This is a genomic window from Sporosarcina beigongshangi, from assembly GCF_033485195.1.
Taxonomy (GTDB): domain Bacteria; phylum Bacillota; class Bacilli; order Bacillales_A; family Planococcaceae; genus Sporosarcina; species Sporosarcina beigongshangi.
In genome coordinates, this window is the sequence record NZ_JAWLIR010000013.1 from 65,223 (window position 1) to 86,314 (window position 21,092).

At 41.4% G+C, this 21,092-nt stretch carries 24 protein-coding genes; 23 read left to right on the forward strand and 1 reads right to left on the reverse strand.

What is annotated here, in order from left to right; genetic code table 11:
* Positions 1 to 48 precede the first annotated feature (48 nt).
* The 20 genes from R2B77_RS08605 (at position 49) to R2B77_RS08700 (ending at position 16,527) form a co-directional block, all read left to right on the forward strand.
* A complete protein-coding gene (locus R2B77_RS08605; protein ID WP_203248048.1) occupies positions 49 to 462 on the forward strand; it encodes a VOC family protein in 414 nt (137 codons plus the stop codon).
* 156 nt (positions 463 to 618) lie between these two features.
* Positions 619 to 882, forward strand: coding sequence for a metal-sensitive transcriptional regulator (locus R2B77_RS08610; protein ID WP_203248047.1), 264 nt, complete (start codon positions 619 to 621; stop codon positions 880 to 882).
* Between the two features lie 64 nt (positions 883 to 946).
* The gene (locus R2B77_RS08615; RefSeq protein ID WP_203248046.1) at positions 947 to 1,423 is read left to right on the forward strand and encodes a DsrE/DsrF/DrsH-like family protein; all 477 of its coding nucleotides are present in this window, start codon (positions 947 to 949) and stop codon (positions 1,421 to 1,423) included.
* A 19-nt stretch (positions 1,424 to 1,442) separates the two neighbouring features.
* A complete protein-coding gene (locus R2B77_RS08620; protein WP_203248045.1) occupies positions 1,443 to 1,790 on the forward strand; it encodes a rhodanese-like domain-containing protein in 348 nt (115 codons plus the stop codon).
* 5 nt (positions 1,791 to 1,795) lie between these two features.
* Positions 1,796 to 2,098, forward strand: coding sequence for a rhodanese-like domain-containing protein (locus tag R2B77_RS08625; protein ID WP_203248044.1), 303 nt, complete (start codon positions 1,796 to 1,798; stop codon positions 2,096 to 2,098).
* A 34-nt stretch (positions 2,099 to 2,132) separates the two neighbouring features.
* A complete protein-coding gene (locus R2B77_RS08630) occupies positions 2,133 to 2,696 on the forward strand; it encodes a sulfurtransferase TusA family protein (protein WP_203248043.1) in 564 nt (187 codons plus the stop codon).
* A gap of 83 nt (positions 2,697 to 2,779) precedes the next feature.
* On the forward strand, positions 2,780 to 3,907 hold the full coding sequence (locus R2B77_RS08635; RefSeq protein ID WP_203248042.1) for an MBL fold metallo-hydrolase: 1,128 nt from the start codon (positions 2,780 to 2,782) through the stop codon (positions 3,905 to 3,907).
* 48 nt (positions 3,908 to 3,955) lie between these two features.
* Positions 3,956 to 4,183 (forward strand): sulfurtransferase TusA family protein, encoded by a 228-nt coding sequence (locus tag R2B77_RS08640; RefSeq protein ID WP_203248041.1) that lies wholly within the window; start codon positions 3,956 to 3,958, stop codon positions 4,181 to 4,183.
* A 62-nt stretch (positions 4,184 to 4,245) separates the two neighbouring features.
* Positions 4,246 to 5,022, forward strand: a complete 777-nt coding sequence (locus R2B77_RS08645; protein ID WP_203248040.1) for a sulfite exporter TauE/SafE family protein — start codon at positions 4,246 to 4,248, stop codon at positions 5,020 to 5,022.
* 122 nt (positions 5,023 to 5,144) lie between these two features.
* A complete protein-coding gene (locus tag R2B77_RS08650; RefSeq protein WP_203248039.1) occupies positions 5,145 to 5,492 on the forward strand; it encodes an ArsR/SmtB family transcription factor in 348 nt (115 codons plus the stop codon).
* A 14-nt stretch (positions 5,493 to 5,506) separates the two neighbouring features.
* On the forward strand, positions 5,507 to 6,802 hold the full coding sequence (locus R2B77_RS08655) for an arsenic transporter (protein WP_212391616.1): 1,296 nt from the start codon (positions 5,507 to 5,509) through the stop codon (positions 6,800 to 6,802).
* Positions 6,803 to 6,829: 27 nt separating this feature from the next.
* Positions 6,830 to 7,249, forward strand: a complete 420-nt coding sequence (gene arsC / locus R2B77_RS08660; RefSeq protein WP_203248038.1) for an arsenate reductase (thioredoxin) — start codon at positions 6,830 to 6,832, stop codon at positions 7,247 to 7,249.
* Positions 7,250 to 7,472: 223 nt separating this feature from the next.
* Complete coding sequence (locus tag R2B77_RS08665; protein WP_203248037.1) at positions 7,473 to 8,261, forward strand: ABC transporter ATP-binding protein; 789 nt, start codon at positions 7,473 to 7,475, stop codon at positions 8,259 to 8,261.
* Positions 8,262 to 8,299: 38 nt separating this feature from the next.
* Positions 8,300 to 9,355 (forward strand): FecCD family ABC transporter permease, encoded by a 1,056-nt coding sequence (locus R2B77_RS08670; RefSeq protein ID WP_203248036.1) that lies wholly within the window; start codon positions 8,300 to 8,302, stop codon positions 9,353 to 9,355.
* Positions 9,352 to 10,389, forward strand: a complete 1,038-nt coding sequence (locus R2B77_RS08675) for a FecCD family ABC transporter permease (RefSeq protein WP_203248035.1) — start codon at positions 9,352 to 9,354, stop codon at positions 10,387 to 10,389. Before R2B77_RS08670 ends, R2B77_RS08675 begins: the two co-directional genes overlap by 4 nt.
* Before the next feature lie 47 nt (positions 10,390 to 10,436).
* Entirely contained in the window at positions 10,437 to 11,420 is a 984-nt protein-coding gene (locus R2B77_RS08680; protein WP_203248034.1) for an iron-hydroxamate ABC transporter substrate-binding protein, read from the forward strand.
* Between the two features lie 69 nt (positions 11,421 to 11,489).
* Positions 11,490 to 12,461: an ABC transporter substrate-binding protein gene (locus R2B77_RS08685; protein ID WP_203248033.1), complete on the forward strand. Its 972-nt coding sequence runs from the start codon at positions 11,490 to 11,492 to the stop codon at positions 12,459 to 12,461.
* A complete protein-coding gene (locus tag R2B77_RS08690; protein WP_203248032.1) occupies positions 12,442 to 14,457 on the forward strand; it encodes an iron ABC transporter permease in 2,016 nt (671 codons plus the stop codon). Before R2B77_RS08685 ends, R2B77_RS08690 begins: the two co-directional genes overlap by 20 nt.
* 36 nt (positions 14,458 to 14,493) lie before the next feature.
* The gene (locus tag R2B77_RS08695) at positions 14,494 to 15,453 is read left to right on the forward strand and encodes an ABC transporter substrate-binding protein (RefSeq protein ID WP_404830747.1); all 960 of its coding nucleotides are present in this window, start codon (positions 14,494 to 14,496) and stop codon (positions 15,451 to 15,453) included.
* A 15-nt stretch (positions 15,454 to 15,468) separates the two neighbouring features.
* The gene (locus tag R2B77_RS08700) at positions 15,469 to 16,527 is read left to right on the forward strand and encodes an NAD(P)/FAD-dependent oxidoreductase (protein WP_203248030.1); all 1,059 of its coding nucleotides are present in this window, start codon (positions 15,469 to 15,471) and stop codon (positions 16,525 to 16,527) included.
* 57 nt (positions 16,528 to 16,584) lie between these two features.
* Here R2B77_RS08700 and R2B77_RS08705 read toward each other — a convergent pair whose 3' ends face one another.
* Positions 16,585 to 17,268 carry a ZIP family metal transporter gene (locus R2B77_RS08705; protein ID WP_232843483.1) on the reverse strand — a complete coding sequence of 228 codons (684 nt, stop codon included), beginning with the start codon at positions 17,266 to 17,268 and terminating at the stop codon, positions 16,585 to 16,587.
* A gap of 354 nt (positions 17,269 to 17,622) precedes the next feature.
* Between R2B77_RS08705 and R2B77_RS08710 the strand changes: the two genes are divergently transcribed.
* From R2B77_RS08710 to R2B77_RS08720, 3 genes are all read left to right on the forward strand, one after another.
* The gene (locus R2B77_RS08710; protein WP_203248028.1) at positions 17,623 to 17,913 is read left to right on the forward strand and encodes a metal-sensitive transcriptional regulator; all 291 of its coding nucleotides are present in this window, start codon (positions 17,623 to 17,625) and stop codon (positions 17,911 to 17,913) included.
* Between the two features lie 75 nt (positions 17,914 to 17,988).
* On the forward strand, positions 17,989 to 18,189 hold the full coding sequence (copZ, locus tag R2B77_RS08715; RefSeq protein ID WP_203248027.1) for a copper chaperone CopZ: 201 nt from the start codon (positions 17,989 to 17,991) through the stop codon (positions 18,187 to 18,189).
* A gap of 128 nt (positions 18,190 to 18,317) precedes the next feature.
* On the forward strand, positions 18,318 to 20,729 hold the full coding sequence (locus R2B77_RS08720; protein WP_203248026.1) for a heavy metal translocating P-type ATPase: 2,412 nt from the start codon (positions 18,318 to 18,320) through the stop codon (positions 20,727 to 20,729).
* Positions 20,730 to 21,092 lie beyond the last annotated feature (363 nt).

Genomic DNA, 21,092 nt, shown 5'->3' on the forward strand with positions numbered 1-21,092 from the left:
ATAGACATAGCCTTTTTAAGAATATCAATGTTGAACGGAGGAACTAGATTGGACTATGTTTTAGATCACGTTGGAATTGCTGTTAGAAGTATTGATGACGCTCTTCCCTTTTATTTAAATGTGTTAAATGGAGTATTGGAGGACCGTTATACAAGTGATGCACCTGGTGTTGAAGTGCATGTTGCTGTTGTCAGAACGAGTGATAAGGTAATTGAATTACTAGCACCAACGAATAAAAATTCTCCGATGGCTCGGTTTATCAAGCAACGTGGAAAAGGGGTACATCATATTGCCTATCGAGTGGACGATTTGGACACAGCAATACTTGAGGCAAGAAAAACAGGCGTACGTTTTCTAGAGGACACGCTACGTACTAACGCGCGTGGAAGAAGGCTTATTTATTTGAATCCCATATCAACAGATGGAACTTTGATTGAGCTTTGTAGCTATTTGAGTAAGTAAAGAAGAGCTAATTGCTGGCGAGTACTAATGAAATGGTAGAAAAAAAGGGGATAAAAAGATCAACTTAAGTTTATCTATTGACATTATACCTGATGGGGTATAGTATGAAGGGCATAAAGAAGATGTTAATCACGATAAAGAGGGGGGGTACGCGTAATGGCGACATATGATAACAAGTTAGCGAACCGCATCAAACGTTTGGAAGGTCAGCTACGGGGGATTCTGCGTATGATGGAAGAAGGAAAAGATTGCAAAGAAGTCATTACACAACTTTCAGCTGTACGTTCTGGCGTAGATCGTGCGATTGGGGTCATCGTTAGTGAAAACTTAGTAGAGTGTGTGCGAAATGCAGAAGGCGATGATTCAAAAATGAATGAGTCTGTGCAAGAAGCAGTTAATCTACTTGTTAAAAGCCGTTAATCTTCGGTTTTTATTTTTATTTAAATTAATACCTATACAGGTATGGGTAAAAGGAGACGGCAGAATGGAAAAGAAAAGAACAACGATCGTTTTATTTAGTGGAGATTATGATAAAGCAATGGCGGCGTATATTATCGCAAATGGTGCAGCTGCCTATGATCATGAAGTGACAATATTCCATACATTTTGGGGCATTAATGCACTACGAAAACAAGAGCATGTGCCAGTGAAAAAAGGTTTCCTAGAGAAAATGTTCGGTCATATGATGCCGCGTGGAGCAGAAAAAATGGGTCTATCGAAGATGCAAATGGCGGGTATGGGTCCCGAAATGATAAAGCATGTTATGAAAAAGCATAATGCACTGACATTAACGCAACTCATTGAAATGGCACAGGAGCAAGACATTAAAATGGTATCGTGTACGATGACGATGGATCTGCTAGGTTTACAACGAGAAGAGCTATTGGACGGCGTACAGTACGCAGGTGTTGCAGCTTATTTAGCGGATGCAGAACACGGTAATGTAAATCTGTTCATCTGATTATAAGAGGAGGACCATAATGGAGATAGCTATTATAGTCGGCTTAGTCATTGCGTTTATCGCATGGCGTATGATGCCGACAAAAGGTATTCAAACAATTTCAACGGATCAGCTAAAGGGAATCGTTAACGATAAAGATAAAATATTTGTCGATGTACGAACACCAGCTGAATATAAAGGACGCAACATACGACAGTTTAAAAATATCCCACTGGGCTCAGATTTTTCAAAGTTGCCAAAGGACAAAGAAATTATTGTCATTTGTCAAAGTGGTATGCGGAGCAACCAAGCATGTAAGCAATTAAAAAAATTGGGGTATGACAATGTAACGAATGTCCGTGGTGGCATGAGTGCATGGAGAGGGTGAGTAGAATGAAGGAAATATCAGTCAAAGAAGTGGCATTAAAAATCGCGAATGGTGAGCCATTAAACCTAATCGATGTGCGTGAAGTAGCAGAAGTACAAGAAGGACATATTGAAGGAATTACGAATATTCCACTAGGTTTACTCGAATTCCGTATGCATGAACTTGATAAAAATAAGCCGTACATCATGGTGTGCCGTTCAGGTGGACGAAGTGGTCAGGCGACATCCTTTTTACAAAATCAGGGCTTTGATGTGACAAATATGGTAGGCGGTATGATGGCTTGGGAAAGTGAAACAGAGATTAAATAAAATAGTACCCCTTAAGGTATAAGGAGGATTTTACATGACAATTAAAGCAGATGTACAGTTAGATGCAAAAGGATTGGCTTGTCCAATGCCTATCGTTAAAACAAAAAAGGTAATGGCAACGCTAGTAGATGGGCAAATTCTAGAAGTCATTGCAACAGATAAGGGATCAAAGGCAGACTTAGCTGCTTGGGCTGAAGCAGTTGGCCATCAATATATCGGTACGACAGAGCAAGGTGATGTGATGATGCACTATATCCGTAAGTGTTCAGACGATGAATTGATTGAAAAAACGTTTGAACAAACAATTTCTACTGATGAAATCATTGCACGTACAGCTAAAGGTGGCATTATTCTAGATGTCCGTGAGGAAGCAGAATTCGCATTCGGACACATCACAGGGGCAAAATCGATTCCGATGGGGGAATTAGAGGCACGTCTCGGTGAGCTAGACAAAGGACAAGAAATATATGTGATTTGTCGTACAGGTAAACGTAGCGATTTAGCTGCACAAAAATTAGAACATAACGGCTTTACAAACGTATACAATGTCATACCAGGTATGACATCCTGGTCAGGCGATTTAATAAAAACATTTTAATGGCAATGAAAAACAAAGTGAAAGGGTTGAACAGCTCTTTCACTAAAAAATCGCAAAAATAATACCTATGGGGGTAATGAGTTATGACAGTAAATAAATGGACAGCAGCAGATGTTGCACGCAAAGTAATCGACAACAAAGAACTACTTATTTTAGATGTACGAAATGCAGATGCATTCGCAGATTGGAAGATTGAAGGCCATCAATTCGACTACATCAACATTCCTTATTTCGAGCTATTAGATGGTGTAGATGAGATTCTACCTCAAATTCCAACAGATAAAGATGTACTTGTTGTCTGTGCGAAAGAAGGTTCTTCAATTATGATAGCTGAAATGCTAGCAGAAGAAGGGCGTGAAGTGGGGTACTTAGCGGGTGGCATGAAGTCTTGGAGCACCTACCTTGAGCCAATCAAAGTAGGCGATTTAGCGAATGGCGGCGAGCTCTATCAATTCGTTCGATTAGGAAAAGGCTGTCTTTCCTATATGGTGATTTCTGAAGGAGAAGCGGCGGTTATTGATGCTGTGCGCTTTACAGAAGTATTTACAAACTTTGCGGCAGAGAAAAATGTCACAATCAAGCATGTGTTTGATACGCATTTACATGCAGACCATATTTCAGGCGGTCGTCATATAGCTGAAGCAACGGGTGCAACATACTATTTACCCTCGAAAGATGCAGAAGAAGTCGTGTTTGACTACACAGCACTTGAAGATGGGTTAACGGTACAAATTGGTGCTTCGAAAATGGATGTTGGTGCACTGTATTCACCGGGTCACACCATCGGTTCTACCTCGTTCATTGTTGACGGACGCTATTTGCTGACAGGTGATATTTTATTCATTGATTCAATTGGTCGCCCTGATTTAGCAGGTTTAGCTGAGGACTGGGTAGGCGATTTACGTGAAACTTTGTATAGTCGTTACCGTGAATTAGCAGAGGACTTAATTGTTTTGCCAGCGCACTTCATGATTATTGAGGAATTAAATGCAGATGGAACAGTGGCCAAACGCTTGGGTAATCTATTCGCTGACAACCACGGTTTAAACATTGAGGATGAAACAACGTTCCGAAGTATGGTTACTGATCACTTACCGCCACAACCGAATGCTTATCAGGAAATTCGCCAAGTGAACATGGGCAAAATTACGCCAGATAACGACGAACAAACAGAGATGGAAATTGGTCCAAACCGATGTGCAGTACGTTAATACAATGCGTATGTATAAGAAACTAAAACATGAAATGGAGATCGTAAAATGAATTCAAACAACATAGTAGACGCAAAAGGATTAGCATGTCCAATGCCAATCGTTCGCACAAAAAAAGCGATGGATGCAATCGCTACAGGAGAAGTATTAGAAGTTCATGTAACAGACAAGGGCGCTGCAGTAGATTTTCCGGCATGGGCAAGTGCAGGCGGCCATGAGATTTTGGAACTAACAGACGATGAGGGCGTACTAAAAATATTTATTAAAAAAGCGTAATGGTATCGGCGGGCTTTCGACTTTCGAAACCCGTCATTTTTATAAGGAAGAAGGAAAAAAATATGGATTTTACATTTATAGTTGTCATATTCTTAATTGGATTTATCGGCTCTTTCCTATCGGGTATGCTCGGTGTCGGTGGCTCCATTATTAAATATCCAATGCTTCTCTATATCCCACCCTTATTTGGATTAGCGGCTTTCTCAGCGCATGAAGTATCAGGCATTAGTGCAGTTCAAGTATTATTTGCTTCACTTGCGGGTGTTTGGGCTTACCGTAAAGGTGGCTATTTAAATAGATCACTTATCCTTTATATGGGTGGTTCGATTTTAGTGGGGAGCTTTATCGGTAGTTTTGGCTCTTCTTTTTTATCGGAACAAGGTGTGAATATTGTGTATGGCGTGCTGGCAACAATTGCAGCGATTATGATGTTTATTCCGAAAAAACAAGTGGATGATAAACCCTTACATGAAGTGACATTTAATAAGCCGTTAGCTGCCATTTTAGCGTTAATTGTTGGCGTTGGGTCTGGTATTGTCGGGGCGGCAGGTGGCTTTTTGCTTGTACCGATTATGCTTGTTGTCCTTAAAATTCCAACCCGTATGACAATCGCAACGAGTCTGGCTGTTACGTTTATTTCATCCATTGGGGGGAGTATCGGTAAGGTCATGACGGGACAAGTCGATTACTGGCCAGCGTTCATTATGATTATTACCAGTATTATTGCGGCTCCACTTGGCGCGAAAATTGGTAAAACGATGAATACAAAGATGTTACAAGCAATTTTAGCAACGCTTATTTTGGCAACAGCCATTAAAATTTGGGTGGACTTAATTTGAATGACATTACTAAAAAAGTTGGCATTCATTGGATGCCAACTTTTTTTATGAGAGAAACAATTAATACACTTGCACATATAAGCATATGATTATATGATATTCAAGAAACGGAGGGATGGTCGATGAATAAAACTGTGAAAACAGATATGCAAAGAGCATCACAATTACTAAAATTACTGGGAGATCAAACTCGTTTGACAATGATGAAATTGCTGCAGTCGCATGATTGTTGCGTGTGTGAGTTTACTGCGATGTTCAATATGAGTCAGCCGGCGATTAGTCAGCATTTGCGTAAACTGCGAGACATTGAGCTAGTGAAAGAAACGCGCAAAGGAAAATGGATTTTTTATTCGATTAATGAAGATCATGAAGATTATCCATTTATACAGAATGTCCTTGAAGAGCTGCCAGGACAAGATGGATTGGTCACTGATTTGGAAACGCAAGGATTGCGTATTTGTTGTGAGTAGGGGGAGGGCGTAAGATGTTTTTAGTGATAATGGCTGTATTGATTTTCATTGTTACACTTATTTTAGTTATTTGGCAGCCGCGGAATTTATCGATTGGCTGGTCTGCTTGTGGCGGGGCGATTGTTGCTTTGCTAGTGGGGGTTGTTAATTTTCAAGATGTCATAGATGTTACGGGGATTGTTTGGAATGCGACGCTCGCTTTTGTTGCTATTATTATTATTTCTTTAATTTTAGATGAGATTGGTTTCTTTGAGTGGTCGGCTTTACATATGGCACGCTTTGCCAAAGGCTCGGGTGTCCGTATGTTCATTTACGTGAGCATTCTTGGTGCGGTCGTGGCTGCTTTATTCGCGAATGACGGGGCTGCGTTGATATTGACGCCAATTGTGCTGGCGATGGTACGGAATTTAAAATTTAGTGAAAAGATGATTTTTCCATTTATTATGGCGAGTGGATTTATCGCGGATACGACTTCGTTACCACTTGTCGTGAGTAACTTAGTCAATATCGTATCGGCTGACTTTTTCGGCATTGGCTTTGTTGAATATGCATCACGCATGATTGTACCAAACTTATTTGCGTTAGTGGCAAGTATTGCGGTGTTGTATTTATTTTTCCGTAAAAGTATTCCGGGCAAGTACGATGTGGCAGACGTGAAAAAACCACAGGATGCGATAAAAGATCATCGGATGTTTCGCTTGTCCTGGGTTGTTTTAGGGGTATTATTGGTCGGTTATTTCTCAAGCGGGCTGATAGGAATTCCTGTTTCAGTAATTGCAGGTGTTGTGGCCATATTTTTCTTAGCTATGGCGCAAAGAAGTCCTGCGGTTGAGACGAAGCAAGTGCTAAAAGGAGCTCCTTGGGCCATCGTGTTTTTCTCAATTGGGATGTATGTTGTCGTCTATGGATTACGTAATGCGGGTCTGACGAGTGTATTAGCAGATGTTATACAGTTGGCAGCGGACCAAGGACTATTTGTCGCAACGATTTCGATGGGCTTTATAGCTGCGTTTTTATCATCCATTATGAATAATATGCCGACGGTTATGATTGACGCCTTGGCGATTGCGGAAACGAGTACGTCAGGGACGATTCGTGAGGCATTGATTTATGCCAACGTGATTGGCTCAGATTTAGGTCCAAAGATTACGCCGATAGGTTCGTTAGCTACTTTGCTATGGCTACATGTCCTGTCTCAAAAAGGCATCAAGATTGCTTGGGGCACTTATTTTAAAATCGGGCTTATTTTAACTATTCCTACACTGTTAGTGACATTGATAGGATTGTATTTATGGTTACTAATTATCTAAATTAATGATAGAAATGGGGATTTAATCATGTCAAAAAAGACGTTGTATTTCTTATGTACGGGTAATTCTTGTCGGAGTCAGATGGCTGAAGGCTGGGGCAAAAAAATTCTTGGTGATGAATGGCAAGTACTAAGTGCAGGCATTGAAGCACATGGCGTTAACCCGAGTGCGGTGAAGGCGATGGATGAGGCTGGTATTGATATTACGACCCAAACGTCGGATATAATTGATACACAAATTTTAAACAATGCAGATTTTGTTGTTACGCTTTGTGGTGATGCGGCTGATAAGTGCCCGATGACACCGCCTCATGTCAAACGTGCTCATTGGGGATTCGATGATCCAGCAAAAGCAGTAGGAACAGATGAAGAAAAATGGGCATTTTTCCAGCGTGTCCGTGATGAAATTGGTGTGAGAATTACGCAATTTGCTGAAACAGGGGAATAAGTAAATAAGGTGTCTGCTGCTAAAACAATTCAGTTTTAGCAGCAGACACCTTATTTTATTTTCAAATCAATGATCAGTCACATAACAATCACATATACTTATTCAGTTTTCTGTTGACAATTTTCCAAAAAGTATCTAACATAGCAGATGAGACTGATAATCGTTATCACTCAGATTATTATCATTATCATCAAGGAATAATTACATAGAAAGGAAGTCGAGAATGGCAGCTTTTACAGTAGATCAAGTGGCAATTGGTTATTCGAATACCTTAATTATTGATGATTTAAGTGTGTCAATCCCTGAGGGGAAAATTACGACAATCATTGGTCCGAATGGTTGTGGCAAATCAACGCTTTTAAAGGCTGTATCTCGCATATTAAAAACGAAAAGTGGCGCCGTCTACTTGGATGGGCATGCAATTCATAAGTTGGGGACGAAGGAAGTAGCGAGGCAGATGGCGATATTACCGCAAACAGCTGAGGCACCAAGTGGATTAACGGTGTTTGAACTCGTTTCATACGGTCGCTTTCCTCATCAAAATGGATTTGGCTCGTTAAAAAAAGAAGACTATAACTATATAGAGTGGGCTATTGAAGTAACTGGCTTACAGGAGTTCAAGAACCGTCCTATTGAAGCTTTGTCTGGTGGTCAACGGCAACGCGTATGGATTGCAATGGCACTTGCTCAGGATACAAAAATTCTTATACTCGATGAGCCAACTACTTATTTAGATTTAGCACATCAATTAGATATTTTACTTCTGCTCAAGCGCTTGAATGAAGAAGAGGGACGTACGATTGTGATGGTGTTACATGATTTGAATCATGCATCCCGATTTTCGCATTATATGATTGCGATGAAAGATGGAGCATTGATCACAGAGGGAACGCCAGAAAAAGTGATGACTTGTTCAAATCTACAGTCGGTATTTAATATAGAGGCAAGCATAGCGACTTGTCCATTTAGTGCTAATCCGATTTGTTTTTCGTATCAATTATGTCAGCGGTAATCTTTGTCTGGGGAGAGAAGGGGTAAGGGAGGAAAGAAATGTCTACTCCAGCAGAAGTATCTACCGAACTAGAAGAGTTAACAAATCGAAAAAAACATTCTCGTCCTGTCATAGCAGTTGTTGTGTTATTTGGAGGGATGTTCGCGTTGCTGTTGGCAATCGCCCTGTCCATTTCGTTTGGAGCTGCGGACATTCAATTGGCTACCGTATGGACAGCGGTGTTTCAGTTTAATCCAGATTTAACCCCACATCAAATTATTCGAGAAATACGTCTGCCGCGTGTGTTGGGAGCGGCAATGGTCGGTGCATGTTTTGCTGTTGCAGGAGCGTTGATGCAAGGATTGACGCGAAATCCACTAGCAGATTCTGGACTATTAGGGTTGAATGCAGGGGCGGCATTTATGCTGGCGATTTGCTTCGCTTTTTTACCTGGTTTGCCTTATATGTACTTAATTCTGTATTCCTTTTTAGGCGCGGGTTTGGGTGCTGGAATCGTCTATGGCGTTGGATCGATGTCTAGAGGTGGTTTGACTCCGATGCGCCTTGTGTTGGCTGGAGCAGCAGTAAGTGCATTGTTGGGAGCGCTTAGCGAAGGAGTCGCTTTATATTTTCGAATCGGTCAGGATTTAGCTTTTTGGTATGCAGGCGGCGTATCCGGAACGAAATGGATTCATCTGCAAATTATGTCACCATGGATTATTGGAGCCATGATTGGTGCAGTCATTCTCTCACGTTCTATTACACTACTAAGCCTCGGTGAAGAGGTGGCAATTGGGCTTGGTCAACGCACAAAGTCGATTAAATTGATTGGTATGCTACTTGTTTTGATTTTAGCTGGAGCTGCTGTTTCCGTTGTAGGTGCAGTAGGCTTTGTTGGATTAATAGTTCCGCATCTGACACGTTTTCTAGTAGGTCATGATTATCGCTGGATTATTCCTTGTTCGATTGTGCTAGGTGGACTGTTAGTTGTATTAGCTGACCTTGCAGCAAGAATGATTAATCCGCCGTTTGAGACGCCTATTGGTGCATTGATTGCTTTAATTGGTGTTCCGTTCTTCCTGTATCTTGCACGAAAAGGAGGAAAAGAAATATGAGGGTAAAGCAGACGCTACCAAACGGACAGCATCGGGCAAAGACTAAAAATCTAGTGATTATCGGTATTCTTAGTTTGTTAATTGTTCTTGTTTTCATTATTAGTATGAATACCGGTTATATTAAACTATCTCCGTTGGAAGTCATTCGTACATTGTTTGGTTTCGGGACGGATAAGCAACACCTCATTTTATTTGAATTTCGTTTGCCACGCATCATTATTTCCATTCTGGTAGGAATGGGGCTTGCGGTATCAGGCTGTGTGCTACAAGGAATTTCCCGTAATGCTCTTGCTGATCCAGGCATTTTAGGGATTAATGCAGGTGCGGGACTAGCTGTCATGCTATTTATATCATTTTTCCCATCAACAACAGCTACACCAGTCTTTTTTCTACCTATTCTGGCATTCACGGGTGCAGGCGTAACAGCCATCATTATTTACTCGTTAGCTTATAAACGACATGAAGGAATATCTCCTATGCGATTGTTGCTGACAGGTGTGGCGGTTGCCGCAGGCATTAGTGCGGCAATGATTGTGCTAACGCTACGACTAAGTCCAGAAAATTATCAATTTGTTGCGACTTGGCTAGCGGGAAGTATTTGGGGATCGAATTGGAAATTTGTCTTAGCTTTATTGCCGTGGATCGTAGTTTTAATGCCGTTTGTTTTTTCGAAGGCACGCGTCTTAAATGTGCTGAATTTAGGTGATTTAACAGCTACGGGTTTAGGGGCATCGATTGAAAAGGAACGGCGTGTATTACTGGCGGCAGCTGTAGGACTCGCTGGAGCTAGTGTGTCTGTCAGTGGAGGGATTGGATTTGTTGGACTGATTGGTCCTCATTTAGCGCGTCAATTAGTTGGCGCGAGACACCAGTTTTTATTACCGACTGCAGCTTTGACAGGAGGGCTGTTAGTGCTGATTGCAGATACAATGGGTCGCTGGATTTTGCAACCATCTGAGATTCCGGCCGGTATTGTTGTGGCAGTCATTGGATCACCGTACTTTCTCTATTTATTGTCACGTTTGAAAGAATGATGAGGATTTGTGTTTACTATTAAAAAAAGAAATTGGAGAGTGACATGATGTTTATGAATAAAAAAATTGCTGTAATGATGGCTAGTTTTCTAGCGCTTGTACTACTGTTAGTTGGCTGTAGTGATAAAAATAATGGAGCTACGGAGAAAGAAGTCGAACAAGCTGAACCAGAAAGTGGGGAAACTTCAACAGAGCGAACATTAACGGATGCAATGGGACATGAGGTGACGATTCCTGCTAATCCACAACGTATTATTGCTTCTTATTTGGAAGATAATTTAGTGGCACTTGGTATTACACCTGCTGCACAGTGGTCAATTAATGATGGTGCAGGAGTTCAAGATTATTTGCAAGCGTATTTGAAAGACGTCCCTACCATTCCACATGACTTACCATTTGAAGTTGTGACAAGTTTTACACCAGATTTACTACTTATGGAGTCTGCACAGGCTGTTGAAGGATCGAAATACGAACAATATGCTAAAATTGCGCCTACTTATGTTGTTGAAGTAGAAAATAATAGTGATTGGCGTGACAAGTTAGTAAGTGTCGGTGAGATTTTAGGGAAAGCAGATCAGGCGAAACAAGTATTAGCAGATTATGATAAAAAAGCGTCTGAGGCGAAGCAAATAATCCAAGATGCTGTCGGAACTGAGTCTGCCGCTGCAATTTGGCTTGTCAACAATAGCTTTTATATTGTCGGTGAACATGTATCAAGTGGTGCGGTGTTATATGGTGACCTTGGTTTAACAACGCCAAATGTCGTCAAAGAAATTTCAAGTACAGCAACAGCCAATTGGTCAGCAATTTCCTTAGAGCGATTAGCTGAACTTGATGCTGATCATCTATTTTTAATTAACAGCGACAAAGGAAATGGTGCTGAAATGCTACAAGATCCTTTATGGAAAAACATTCCTGCAGTAAAAAATGGCAATATATATGAATATGGTGCTGAGACAAGTTGGTTATATGCCGGAGCCATTGCTAACACACAAATTATTGATGGTGTAGTGGAGTCCATGACTAAATAAAAAATGGTAGGGAATTATTTTTTTAGTTGATTATTGAGAATGAATATCATTATCGAGGAGGATGTAATTATGAAGAAGTTGTTAGTGCTAGTCATTGCGATGGTGTTTGTTTTAACTGCATGTGCAGAAAAAGGGGAAGTTGAACAAGAAGTGAAGGATAGCAATGCGAGTGCCAAGATTGAAATCACTCATGCGTTAGGAACGGCGACATTCGATAAAGTACCTGAACGTGTTGTTGTATTGGAATGGAATTATGCGGAGGAAGTATTAGCTTTAGATGTACAGCCAGTTGGTGTTGCCGATGTTGAAGGCTTTAAGAAATGGGTCAAAATTGATAAAGAGCTAAGTGATGACGTTGTCGATGTCGGTACACGACAAGAGCCTAATTTGGAGGAAATCGCAAAATTGAATCCTGATGTCATTATTACGTTGGCGAATAACCACGGGAAAATACAAAAAGATTTAGAAAAAATTGCACCGACGATTTTCTATGATACAACATCGCCTGAAGCGACGAAAGATTTGTATCAAACGGCTATGGATTCATTCAAAATGACTGCAGCATTATTGCAAAAAGAGCAACAAGCTGATGAAGTGATTAAGCAATTGGAAGAGAAGTATGCAAAAGCGAAGCAGGAAATTGAGAGCTTGAATTTATCGACGAAAGAATTTCTCTTTACGCAAGCTTATACGGTGAACCAGGCACCAACATTCCGTTTGTTTACGAAGAATTCGATGGTGAGTCATGTGTTGGAAGCAGTTGGCTTGGAAAACACGATTACTGACAACCTAGAGGCAGATTGGGGCTTTATTGACGCGAATATTGAAGGGGTGTCGAACTATCAAGAGGCAATTCTCATTCATGCTGTACAAGAGGATGATCCCCTTTTTGACAATATGAAAAATAATAAAGTGTGGAATGATTTAACGTTTGTGAAGGAAAATCAACTCTATGATATTGGCGGTGACACTTGGACATTTGGCGGAGTACTGTCTGCTGACAATCTAGTAGATAATTTGCTTGCGGCTATTAAAGAATGATATGCAAAATCGTAAAGTAAAAACGAGTCTAGCCATAGTAGGATGCATCATTTTGTTCGGTTTACTGGCATCGATTCATGTCAGCCAAGGACAGTCGTCACAAGGGTATTTTGCCTTTTGGCAACAGCTTCGACATGATCCACAGCAAATGAATTTTTTCTTATATACGCGTTTACCGCGTCTGGTCATTGGTTGCATAGCCGGAGCAGCTCTGGCTGTTGCGGGGATGCTCATGCAGTCGATTACTAAAAATCCTTTGGCGAGTGCAAGTACGTTGGGGATTCATGCAGGAGCTTACTTTTTTGTAGTAGCGTGGGCGATATTTTTTCCGAAAATGAGCGGAGAATTTCCTTTACTCATTGCTTTTGGGGGTGGACTTGCCGCCGCGTCACTTGTCTGGGGGCTTGTTGGGAGAGGACTAGATCCGGTTCGCGTGGCATTGACAGGTATGATTGTCAGTATGCTGTTTTCATCATTTACGGGAGCCTTACAGTTATTTTTCGCCAATGAAGTAACAGGTTTATTCCTATGGGGATCGGGCTCGTTAATCCAATTGGATTGGTTAGGGGTTCAATTTGCATGGCCATGGTTTACGGTGACGCTTATTGTCGCGTTGTTGCTAAGCCGGAAATTGGATGTCTTATTGCTTGGTGACGAGACAGCCATTGGACTTGGACAGAAAGTGGGCGGCATTAAAGTACTTGGCTGGCTGATTGCTATTTTCTTAGCTTCCATTACTGTAGCTGTCGTTGGTCCCATCGGCTTCGTCGGGATTATCGCGCCACATATTGTGCGTTTAATAGGATTTAGACTTCATTATTCAATGATTCTGGGTAATATTGCCATTGGAGCTACGCTATTAGTCGGTGCGGATGTGCTCGTTCGTTTCATTACGCAAACGCAGGAATTACCAGTCGGTGCAATGACTGCGATCATTGGCGGTCCTGTGCTTATCTATTTAGCAATCAAGATGAGTAAAGGGAAAAAAGAGCAGGCCTCTACGTTGAATGGGCACGACTTTTTCTCACGTAAATGGTTGATTAATGCTTCCATAGCTGTGGTTGCATTGCTTGTGCTATTTGTCAGTGTGTTATTTGGCGGTACAGCTTTTACGCCAGTGAATGAGGTTGTCCAGGAATTAGCGCATAACATCTATGTATGGGATTTCCGTGTTCCCCGTATACTCGTTAGCATTTTGGTAGGGATGCTCATGGCGGCAGGAGGCATGATTTTACAATCAGTATTGCGTAATCCTTTAGCGGATGCCTCTGTGTTAGGGGTTACGTCAGGTGCTGGTATGGTAGCGATGCTTTTCTTATTACTATTTCCGGGAATGCCCTTTTATTTCATCCCTGTCGGTGCATTTATCGGTGCGATGTTAGCGATGATCGTTATATTAGTATTCAGTTTCCGCAGTGGCTTTCAACCGATGATGCTTGTGCTGATGGGGATATCGATCTCCGCAATAGGTTCGGCTGTTATTCAAATCATTGTGGTGAAATCGAAGTTAAATGTAACGCAAGCTTTAACATGGCTGTCAGGTAGTACGTATGGGAGCTCCTGGGAGCATGTGTCGCTTGCCGCGTTAGCTGTCGTGTTATTTTTCCCGATTATTTATTACTTCTCAAGAACGTTTGATGTGTTGTTGTTTGGGGATGAGCTGGCAACAGGCATTGGATTGAAAACGCAGAAAGTGCGCCTGTATATGATTATTTTAGGTGTTGCACTATCTGCAGTGAGTGTGGCCATTGTTGGAACAATCGGGTTTATTGGACTGCTAGCGCCGCATGCTGCAAGAAGGATGGTTGGTGTGAAGCATCAATATATGTTTCCGATTACGATTTTACTTGGTGGCATCCTATTGACAGTTGCCGATTTTCTAGGTCGCTTTTTATTAGCGCCAAAGGATGTGCCTGCGGGATTATTGGTTTCGCTCGTAGGGGCACCCTATTTACTCTATTTATTAAAAAAGACTAGCAAAATAGTTGGTAAATAGCTTGGGATTCTGTCGGCATGATAAAGGAGATAACGAATTATGAAAAAAACTAAATTTATGATGATGACGGCCATACTTGCGATACTTGCATCAGTGCTAATCGCTTGCAATAAACCTGCATCTACAGAGAAAGAGACAGTGCAGCAAATTGAAGAAACACGAGCATATGAGACGGGGAAAGGAGTCGTTGAAATCCCTTCGAAGCCGTTGAGAATCGTAACGGACTTTTATGCAGGTGAATTATTATCCGTTGGCGCAAATGTTATAGGGGTTGAACCGACAGCATTTGATAATCCATTTATTAAGGATTTATTAAAAGATGCGGTTGAAATTGGTCAGCCGGTCAATGTTGAAAAAGTATTGGAGCTTAAACCTGATTTAATTGTCGTGATGTATGATGAAAATTATGAGCAACTTTCAGAAATAGCGCCAACGATTCATATTCCATATGGAACAGCATCCAATATTCAAGAAACAGTGAAATTATTTGAAGATATTACGGGTAATCACGAAGAAGCAGCGCAATTCATCAGTAAATTTGACCAGAAAGCAAAAGAGGGTAAGGAAAGGCTATCGGGTGTTATTGCTGAAGACGCGACATTTGGTATTTATGAATTAACGGATAAAGGGGATTTATGGATCTTTGGAGACAATGCTGGACGTGGTGGCCAGGCGTTATATAATGCATTGGAACTGAACATGCCTCATAAAAATAACAATGCAGAACAAACACTTCAGCTGTCTATGGAAGTATTGCCTGAGTATGCCGCTGATTACATGTTTTTGACGTCCTATGATCCTGAGAACAGAGGAGAGGCTTTGAATACTTTAAAGGACTCACCGATTTGGCAGGGCTTAGATGCGATGAAAAATAATCAAGTGTTTTACAATGATTTCGACACGTATTATCGATATGACCCAATTGCAATCTATGAGCAAATTGACTTATTTGTAGACATGTTGATTGAAAGAACTAAAGAAAATCAGACAAAGTAAAAAGGGGTTTTTTGGATGACTTCGGAACAGCTATATGATGTAACGATTATTGGTGGCGGCCCTGCAGGATTGTATTCTGCATTTTATAGCGGACTTCGAGAAATGACAACGAAGATTATTGAGTTCCAGCCTTACTTAGGTGGAAAGGTAAATGTGTATCCGGAGAAAATGATTTGGGATGTAGGTGGGCTGACGCCTATTCCAGCTGAAAAGTTGATTGAGCAATTGATTCAGCAAGGACTGACATTCAAGCCTGAGCTTGTAGTCGGTGAAAAAGTGACATCGATTCAAAAAGATGAGGATGGACACTTTGTGATACGTACTTCTACCGAGCAACGCCATCTATCCAAAACAGTCATTTTAGCTGTAGGCGGAGGTATTTTGAAGCCGACAAAATTGGAGATTGAAGGTGCAGAGCGTTTTGAAGTATCCAATTTGCATTATACGGTAAAATCTCTGGCACGCTTTAAAGGGAAGACGGTATTAATTTCCGGAGGCGGTAATACGGCAATTGACTGGGCAAATGAATTAGAGCCGATTGCCAAAAAAGTCTATTTGACGTATCGCAAAGATATGTTGAAAGGGCATGAAGCGGAAGTATCCCGCTTATTCAGAAGTTCAGTGGATTGCTTATTGAACACCTCTATTGAAAGGCTGATTGCGGCAGATAATCATGAAACGATTGAAAAAGTCGAACTAGTCAGTACGGAGGATGGTCAGAAGTTTCAATTAGCTGTGGATGAAGTCATCATCAATCATGGCTATGATCAGGATAAAGAGTTGACCGAAAACAGCGGGCTGAATATAGAAATGGTAGACGAGTATAGCATAGCGGGGAGCCCAATGAGTGAAACATCCGTCCCAGGGCTTTATGCGGCAGGTGATATTTTGAAACATGAAGGCAAGCTTCATTTAATCGCAGGGGCATTTCAGGACGCGGCCAATGCTGTCAATAAAGCCAAGCAATATATTACACCGGATGCGTATGGACATGGCATGGTGTCCTCGCATAATGATGTTTTTAAAGAAAAAAACCGTGAATTGGTGAAGCATTTGTATGAGGTGAAAGGCTAACGATGTAGTTGATACAGTTATTCATGGATTTTCACCTATGAATAACTGTATTTTTTATTACAATAAAAAATGAAATAACGTACTCAACAGATACCCCATAAGGATATATATTAAAAATGAATCTATAGGCAAAGCTCGACGATGCTGTAGGATGAATTCAGATAGACTAGTCGTTGCGAGCAAGCTAATGGAAATACCAAGTAAAATTGCTTGTGCGTGATTTGTTAGATTTATATAATGCCCTAGCCAAATAAATAGGCTGAAGCACAGCGATAAACTGATAAACACAAGCAGCAAGCACCATAATTGTTTGCCTTGCGAGAGGAGTGCCGTTGTTAATGCAAATCCTTCTGGAAGATGATGGAGAATGGTTGAAGCGGTAATGGTGATGCCGAAAGTGGAATCGCCAAGTGCGTTGCCGATGGTCACGCTGAGTGGAATGGTGTGAAGTAAAAGTGCAATGGTTAGTAGGTAGATGGATGGTGTTTGAACCGTTGTCGGGTGAGATAGCTGGTGGAGTACTTGAAATAAGAGATAACCAATGAGAGCGCCATGTACGATGCCGAACGATTGGTACATTTGCAAAGCGGTTGGTATGATATCGAGGATCAGCAATCCAACTAAAAATCCTCCGCATAAAAGTGACAAACCTTGCGTTGTTTGTTGAAAGAGTTTGGAGACAATCCAAGCAAAAATACCTCCTACACTAACGCTTATAAATAGAAATCCACCGAGTATCATGGCACTCAAATGTCTGGCCGCCTTTCTTGCTGAAGTCGTTGTAAACCAACTATATGCGCTAAGATTTGTTTTTTTGAATGAATTATACCCTGTGCGAGTATAAAAAGCTGGTGGCGGTCATAATGTCTTCCATGACGGTCATAAAGCGATGCGTGCCGGTCATAAATGTAGTTATGGCGGGCATAACAAGCGGCATAGCGGTCATAATGAGATGGAACAATAGAGAAATAAGGAATTGACTTGAGGAAGATAGTTAAAGTTTCAGTTAATAAAAAGCGAACTCGTTGACCCACTTCGAATAAAATGTTATTATAGGGGTACGGGGTATATGGAGCTCGTTTATAAGGAGTGATAATGGTGGAGGAAACAACGAAAAAAACAGTTCAACCAAATAAGCAACAGCTACTCAATCGTTTAAAGCGTGTTGAAGGACAAGTACGAGGTGTTCATCAAATGGTGGAGAATGATCGTTATTGTGTCGATATTTTGCATCAGATAAGTGCGATTCAATCAGCGATGAACAAGGTTTCATTGGCGTTGCTAGAGGATCATACGCATCATTGTGTCGTCAAGGCTATTAAAGGGCAGGATGGTGAAGCGGCGATTAAAGAATTAATGGACGTTATGAAAACAATGACGAAGTAAAAAACTTTAGTACTTGACATACCTGTAAGGGGTATAGTAAGTTGTAATTAACAACAAAACAGGAGGTTTTTAATTATGAAAGAAATTTTAAAAGTAGAAGGCATGTCATGTAATCATTGTGTCAATTCAATTGAAACAAGTGTTGGTGAATTGACAGGTGTTTCAGCAGTTAAAGTGGATCTTAGCAGCAAAGAAGTGGCTGTGGAATTTGACGGTGCAGCAACATTGGCTCAAATCAAAGAAACAATTGAAGACCAAGGTTACGACCTCGTTTAAAAGTGAACTTAATTTCCGCTTACACCATGTGGGGGTATAAGGCGGTGGAGGAGATTATACCTCACAGTAGGTATAGTTCTTCTTTTTGAAAATAATATACCCCCACCAAGTATCGGAGGAGAGACATTATGGCAACAGCAGAAAAAACATTACAAATTAATGGTATGACGTGTGCAGCCTGTGCGAATCGCATTGAGAAAGGTTTATCTAAAATAGAAGGCGTTGAAAAAGCCAATGTCAACTATGCATTGGAGCGCTCGACGATTGTTTACGATCCGAAGAAGACGAATGTCAACGACTTTAAAGCTAGAGTGGAAAAGCTCGGTTATAGTGTTGTACAAGAGAAAGTCGATTTTGATATTGCTGGTATGACTTGTGCAGCATGTGCAACAAAAATCGAAAAACGCGTTGCTAAAATGGAGGGCGTTTCAAATGCTAGCGTCAATTTTGCGCTTGAAACGATAGCTGTTGAATATGACAGTAAACAAGTCGCAACAACGGATATGATGACAGTCGTTAAGAAGATGGGCTATGAATTGCTGCCGAAGCAAGATAGTAAGGGTAAAATGGATCATAAACAACAGGAAATTGATAAGCAACGGAAGAAGTTCATCTTTTCATTAATTTTGACGATTCCATTGTTATGGACGATGGTGGCGCATTTTGAGTTTTTATCCTTTATTTATTTACCACATTTCCTCATGAATCCGTGGGTGCAGTTGGCTTTAGCGACACCGGTTCAATTCATCGTAGGTGCGCAGTTCTATAAAGGAGCATTTAATTCACTACGTAATAAAAGTGCTAATATGGACGTTTTGGTTGCACTCGGTACGAGCGCAGCGTATTTCTACAGTTTGTACCTATCCATTGAATGGATGAATGGTGGAAAAATTGGTAGCCCGGAGCTATATTTTGAAGCATCCGCTGTTATTATTACACTAATTGTCCTTGGTAAATTATTTGAAGTGCGTGCCAAAGGAAAAACGAGTCAAGCGATTCAAAAGTTGTTGGGCTTACAAGCGAAAACAGCAATAGTGTTACGTGATGGCGTGGAAATTGAATTGCCGATTGAGGAAGTTATCGCAGGTGATACGATTCTTGTGAAGCCTGGCGAAAAGATTCCTGTGGATGGCGAAATTATTGAAGGACGTTCGGCTATCGATGAATCAATGATTACGGGGGAAAGTCTTCCCGTTGATAAAGTAGTTGGCGATGTTGTTATTGGTGCAACGATCAATAAGAATGGTTCATTGCAAATCAAGGCAACAAAAGTGGGGAAAGATACAGCACTAGCCCAAATTGTTAAAGTGGTTGAGGAAGCGCAAGGATCGAAAGCGGACATCCAGCGTTTAGCAGATAGAATTTCGGGTGTTTTTGTACCAGTGGTTGTTGTGATTGCAGTGGCAACGTTCTTCATCTGGTTCTTTATGGTGACACCAGGCGATTTCCGTTCGGCTTTGATTCCAACGATTTCGATATTGGTTATTGCTTGTCCATGTGCGCTAGGTTTGGCGACGCCGACTTCGATTATGGCAGGGTCAGGTAGAGCGGCTGAAATGGGGCTGTTGTTTAAAGGCGGCGAACACTTGGAAAACACACGCTCAATTGACACTGTTGTGTTAGATAAAACAGGAACAGTAACAAAAGGTCAACCAGCTTTGACGGATATTACGGTGACAGAAGGCTTTACGGAGAATGAAGTGTTGCAATTAGTGGCAACAGCTGAAAATCAATCTGAGCATCCTCTGGCACAAGCAATTGTCCTAGGTGTGAAAGAAAAAGGCTTGCCATTGCTGGAAGTGACTGATTTTGAAGCGTTACCGGGCTATGGTATTCGAGCTGTCGTTAGTGGTAAAGAAGTATTAGTCGGTACAAGAAAATTGATGAATGAGCGCAACATTGCGATTTTAGATTCGAATGCTGCAATGGAAAAGCTGGAGAGTGAAGGAAAAACAGCGATGCTGATTGCTGTGGATCAGCAACTTGCAGGCGTCGTAGCAGTCGCTGATACAGTGAAGGAAACGTCGAAAGAAGCGATTGCACGAATGCAGGCATTGGGTCTAGAAGTGATCATGCTGACAGGTGATAATCAGCGCACTGCAGAAGCGATTGCTCGCCAAGTTGGGTTATCGAATGTTATTGCAGAAGTATTACCTGAACAAAAAAGTGATGAAATTAAAAAGCTACAAGACCAAGGTAAGAAAGTGGCAATGGTCGGCGATGGTATCAATGACGCGCCAGCACTCGCGATGGCGAATATCGGCATGGCAGTCGGAACAGGGACGGATATTGCGATTGAGGCGGCAGATATTACGCTGATGCGCGGTGACTTAAATAGCGTGGCAGATGCGATTATTATGAGTCGCAAAACGATGCGTAATATTAAGCAAAACTTATTCTTCGCATTTTTCTATAACACAATCGGTATTCCAATCGCTGCGATTGGCTTACTAGCTCCGTGGGTTGCAGGGGCGGCGATGGCATTTAGTTCGGTTTCAGTTGTCTTGAATGCCTTGCGTTTGCAGAAAGTTAAATTGTAAAAGGAATAAGAGAAGGCCATGCGGATGAAATTCTGCATGGCCTTCATTCTATAGAATAGTTTCCGCTCGGTAGTCGAGTTCGTTGAAAAGGTAGCCCGGTTTGGTAAACGCGTAGTTGAGTTTCCCAGAGGTAGTCGAGTTTGTTGTTGAGGTAGTCCAGTTTGTCGAAAAGGTAGCTCAGTTTGACAAATGCGTAGCTCAGTTTGACAAATGCGTAGTTGAGTTTCTCAAAGGTAGCTGAGTTTGTCGTTGAGGTAGTCGAGTTCGTTGAAAAGGTAGCCCTGTTTGGTAAATATGTAGTTCAATATCCCGGAGGTAGCTGAGTTTTCTGCCTAGGTAGTCCAGTTTGTCGAAAAGGTAGCT

Excerpts from the sequence above, each read along its gene's own strand:
- R2B77_RS08670 (WP_203248036.1), top strand. The coding sequence starts at position 8,300 with ATGTCTACTCCAGCAGAAGTATCTACCGAACTAGAAGAGTTAACAAAT.
- R2B77_RS08675 (WP_203248035.1), top strand. The coding sequence starts at position 9,352 with ATGAGGGTAAAGCAGACGCTACCAAACGGACAGCATCGGGCAAAGACT.
- R2B77_RS08640 (WP_203248041.1), top strand. The coding sequence starts at position 3,956 with ATGAATTCAAACAACATAGTAGACGCAAAAGGATTAGCATGTCCAATG.
- R2B77_RS08615 (WP_203248046.1), top strand. The coding sequence starts at position 947 with ATGGAAAAGAAAAGAACAACGATCGTTTTATTTAGTGGAGATTATGAT.
- R2B77_RS08620 (WP_203248045.1), top strand. The coding sequence starts at position 1,443 with ATGGAGATAGCTATTATAGTCGGCTTAGTCATTGCGTTTATCGCATGG.
- R2B77_RS08635 (WP_203248042.1), top strand. The coding sequence starts at position 2,780 with ATGACAGTAAATAAATGGACAGCAGCAGATGTTGCACGCAAAGTAATC.
- R2B77_RS08665 (WP_203248037.1), top strand. The coding sequence starts at position 7,473 with ATGGCAGCTTTTACAGTAGATCAAGTGGCAATTGGTTATTCGAATACC.
- R2B77_RS08685 (WP_203248033.1), top strand. The coding sequence starts at position 11,490 with ATGAAGAAGTTGTTAGTGCTAGTCATTGCGATGGTGTTTGTTTTAACT.
- R2B77_RS08720 (WP_203248026.1), top strand. The coding sequence starts at position 18,318 with ATGGCAACAGCAGAAAAAACATTACAAATTAATGGTATGACGTGTGCA.
- R2B77_RS08655 (WP_212391616.1), top strand. The coding sequence starts at position 5,507 with ATGTTTTTAGTGATAATGGCTGTATTGATTTTCATTGTTACACTTATT.
- R2B77_RS08700 (WP_203248030.1), top strand. The coding sequence starts at position 15,469 with ATGACTTCGGAACAGCTATATGATGTAACGATTATTGGTGGCGGCCCT.
- R2B77_RS08650 (WP_203248039.1), top strand. The coding sequence starts at position 5,145 with ATGAATAAAACTGTGAAAACAGATATGCAAAGAGCATCACAATTACTA.
- R2B77_RS08680 (WP_203248034.1), top strand. The coding sequence starts at position 10,437 with ATGTTTATGAATAAAAAAATTGCTGTAATGATGGCTAGTTTTCTAGCG.
- R2B77_RS08625 (WP_203248044.1), top strand. The coding sequence starts at position 1,796 with ATGAAGGAAATATCAGTCAAAGAAGTGGCATTAAAAATCGCGAATGGT.
- R2B77_RS08705 (WP_232843483.1), bottom strand. The coding sequence starts at position 17,268 with ATGATACTCGGTGGATTTCTATTTATAAGCGTTAGTGTAGGAGGTATT.
- R2B77_RS08630 (WP_203248043.1), top strand. The coding sequence starts at position 2,133 with ATGACAATTAAAGCAGATGTACAGTTAGATGCAAAAGGATTGGCTTGT.
- R2B77_RS08610 (WP_203248047.1), top strand. The coding sequence starts at position 619 with ATGGCGACATATGATAACAAGTTAGCGAACCGCATCAAACGTTTGGAA.
- R2B77_RS08645 (WP_203248040.1), top strand. The coding sequence starts at position 4,246 with ATGGATTTTACATTTATAGTTGTCATATTCTTAATTGGATTTATCGGC.
- arsC (WP_203248038.1), top strand. The coding sequence starts at position 6,830 with ATGTCAAAAAAGACGTTGTATTTCTTATGTACGGGTAATTCTTGTCGG.
- copZ (WP_203248027.1), top strand. The coding sequence starts at position 17,989 with ATGAAAGAAATTTTAAAAGTAGAAGGCATGTCATGTAATCATTGTGTC.
- R2B77_RS08710 (WP_203248028.1), top strand. The coding sequence starts at position 17,623 with ATGGTGGAGGAAACAACGAAAAAAACAGTTCAACCAAATAAGCAACAG.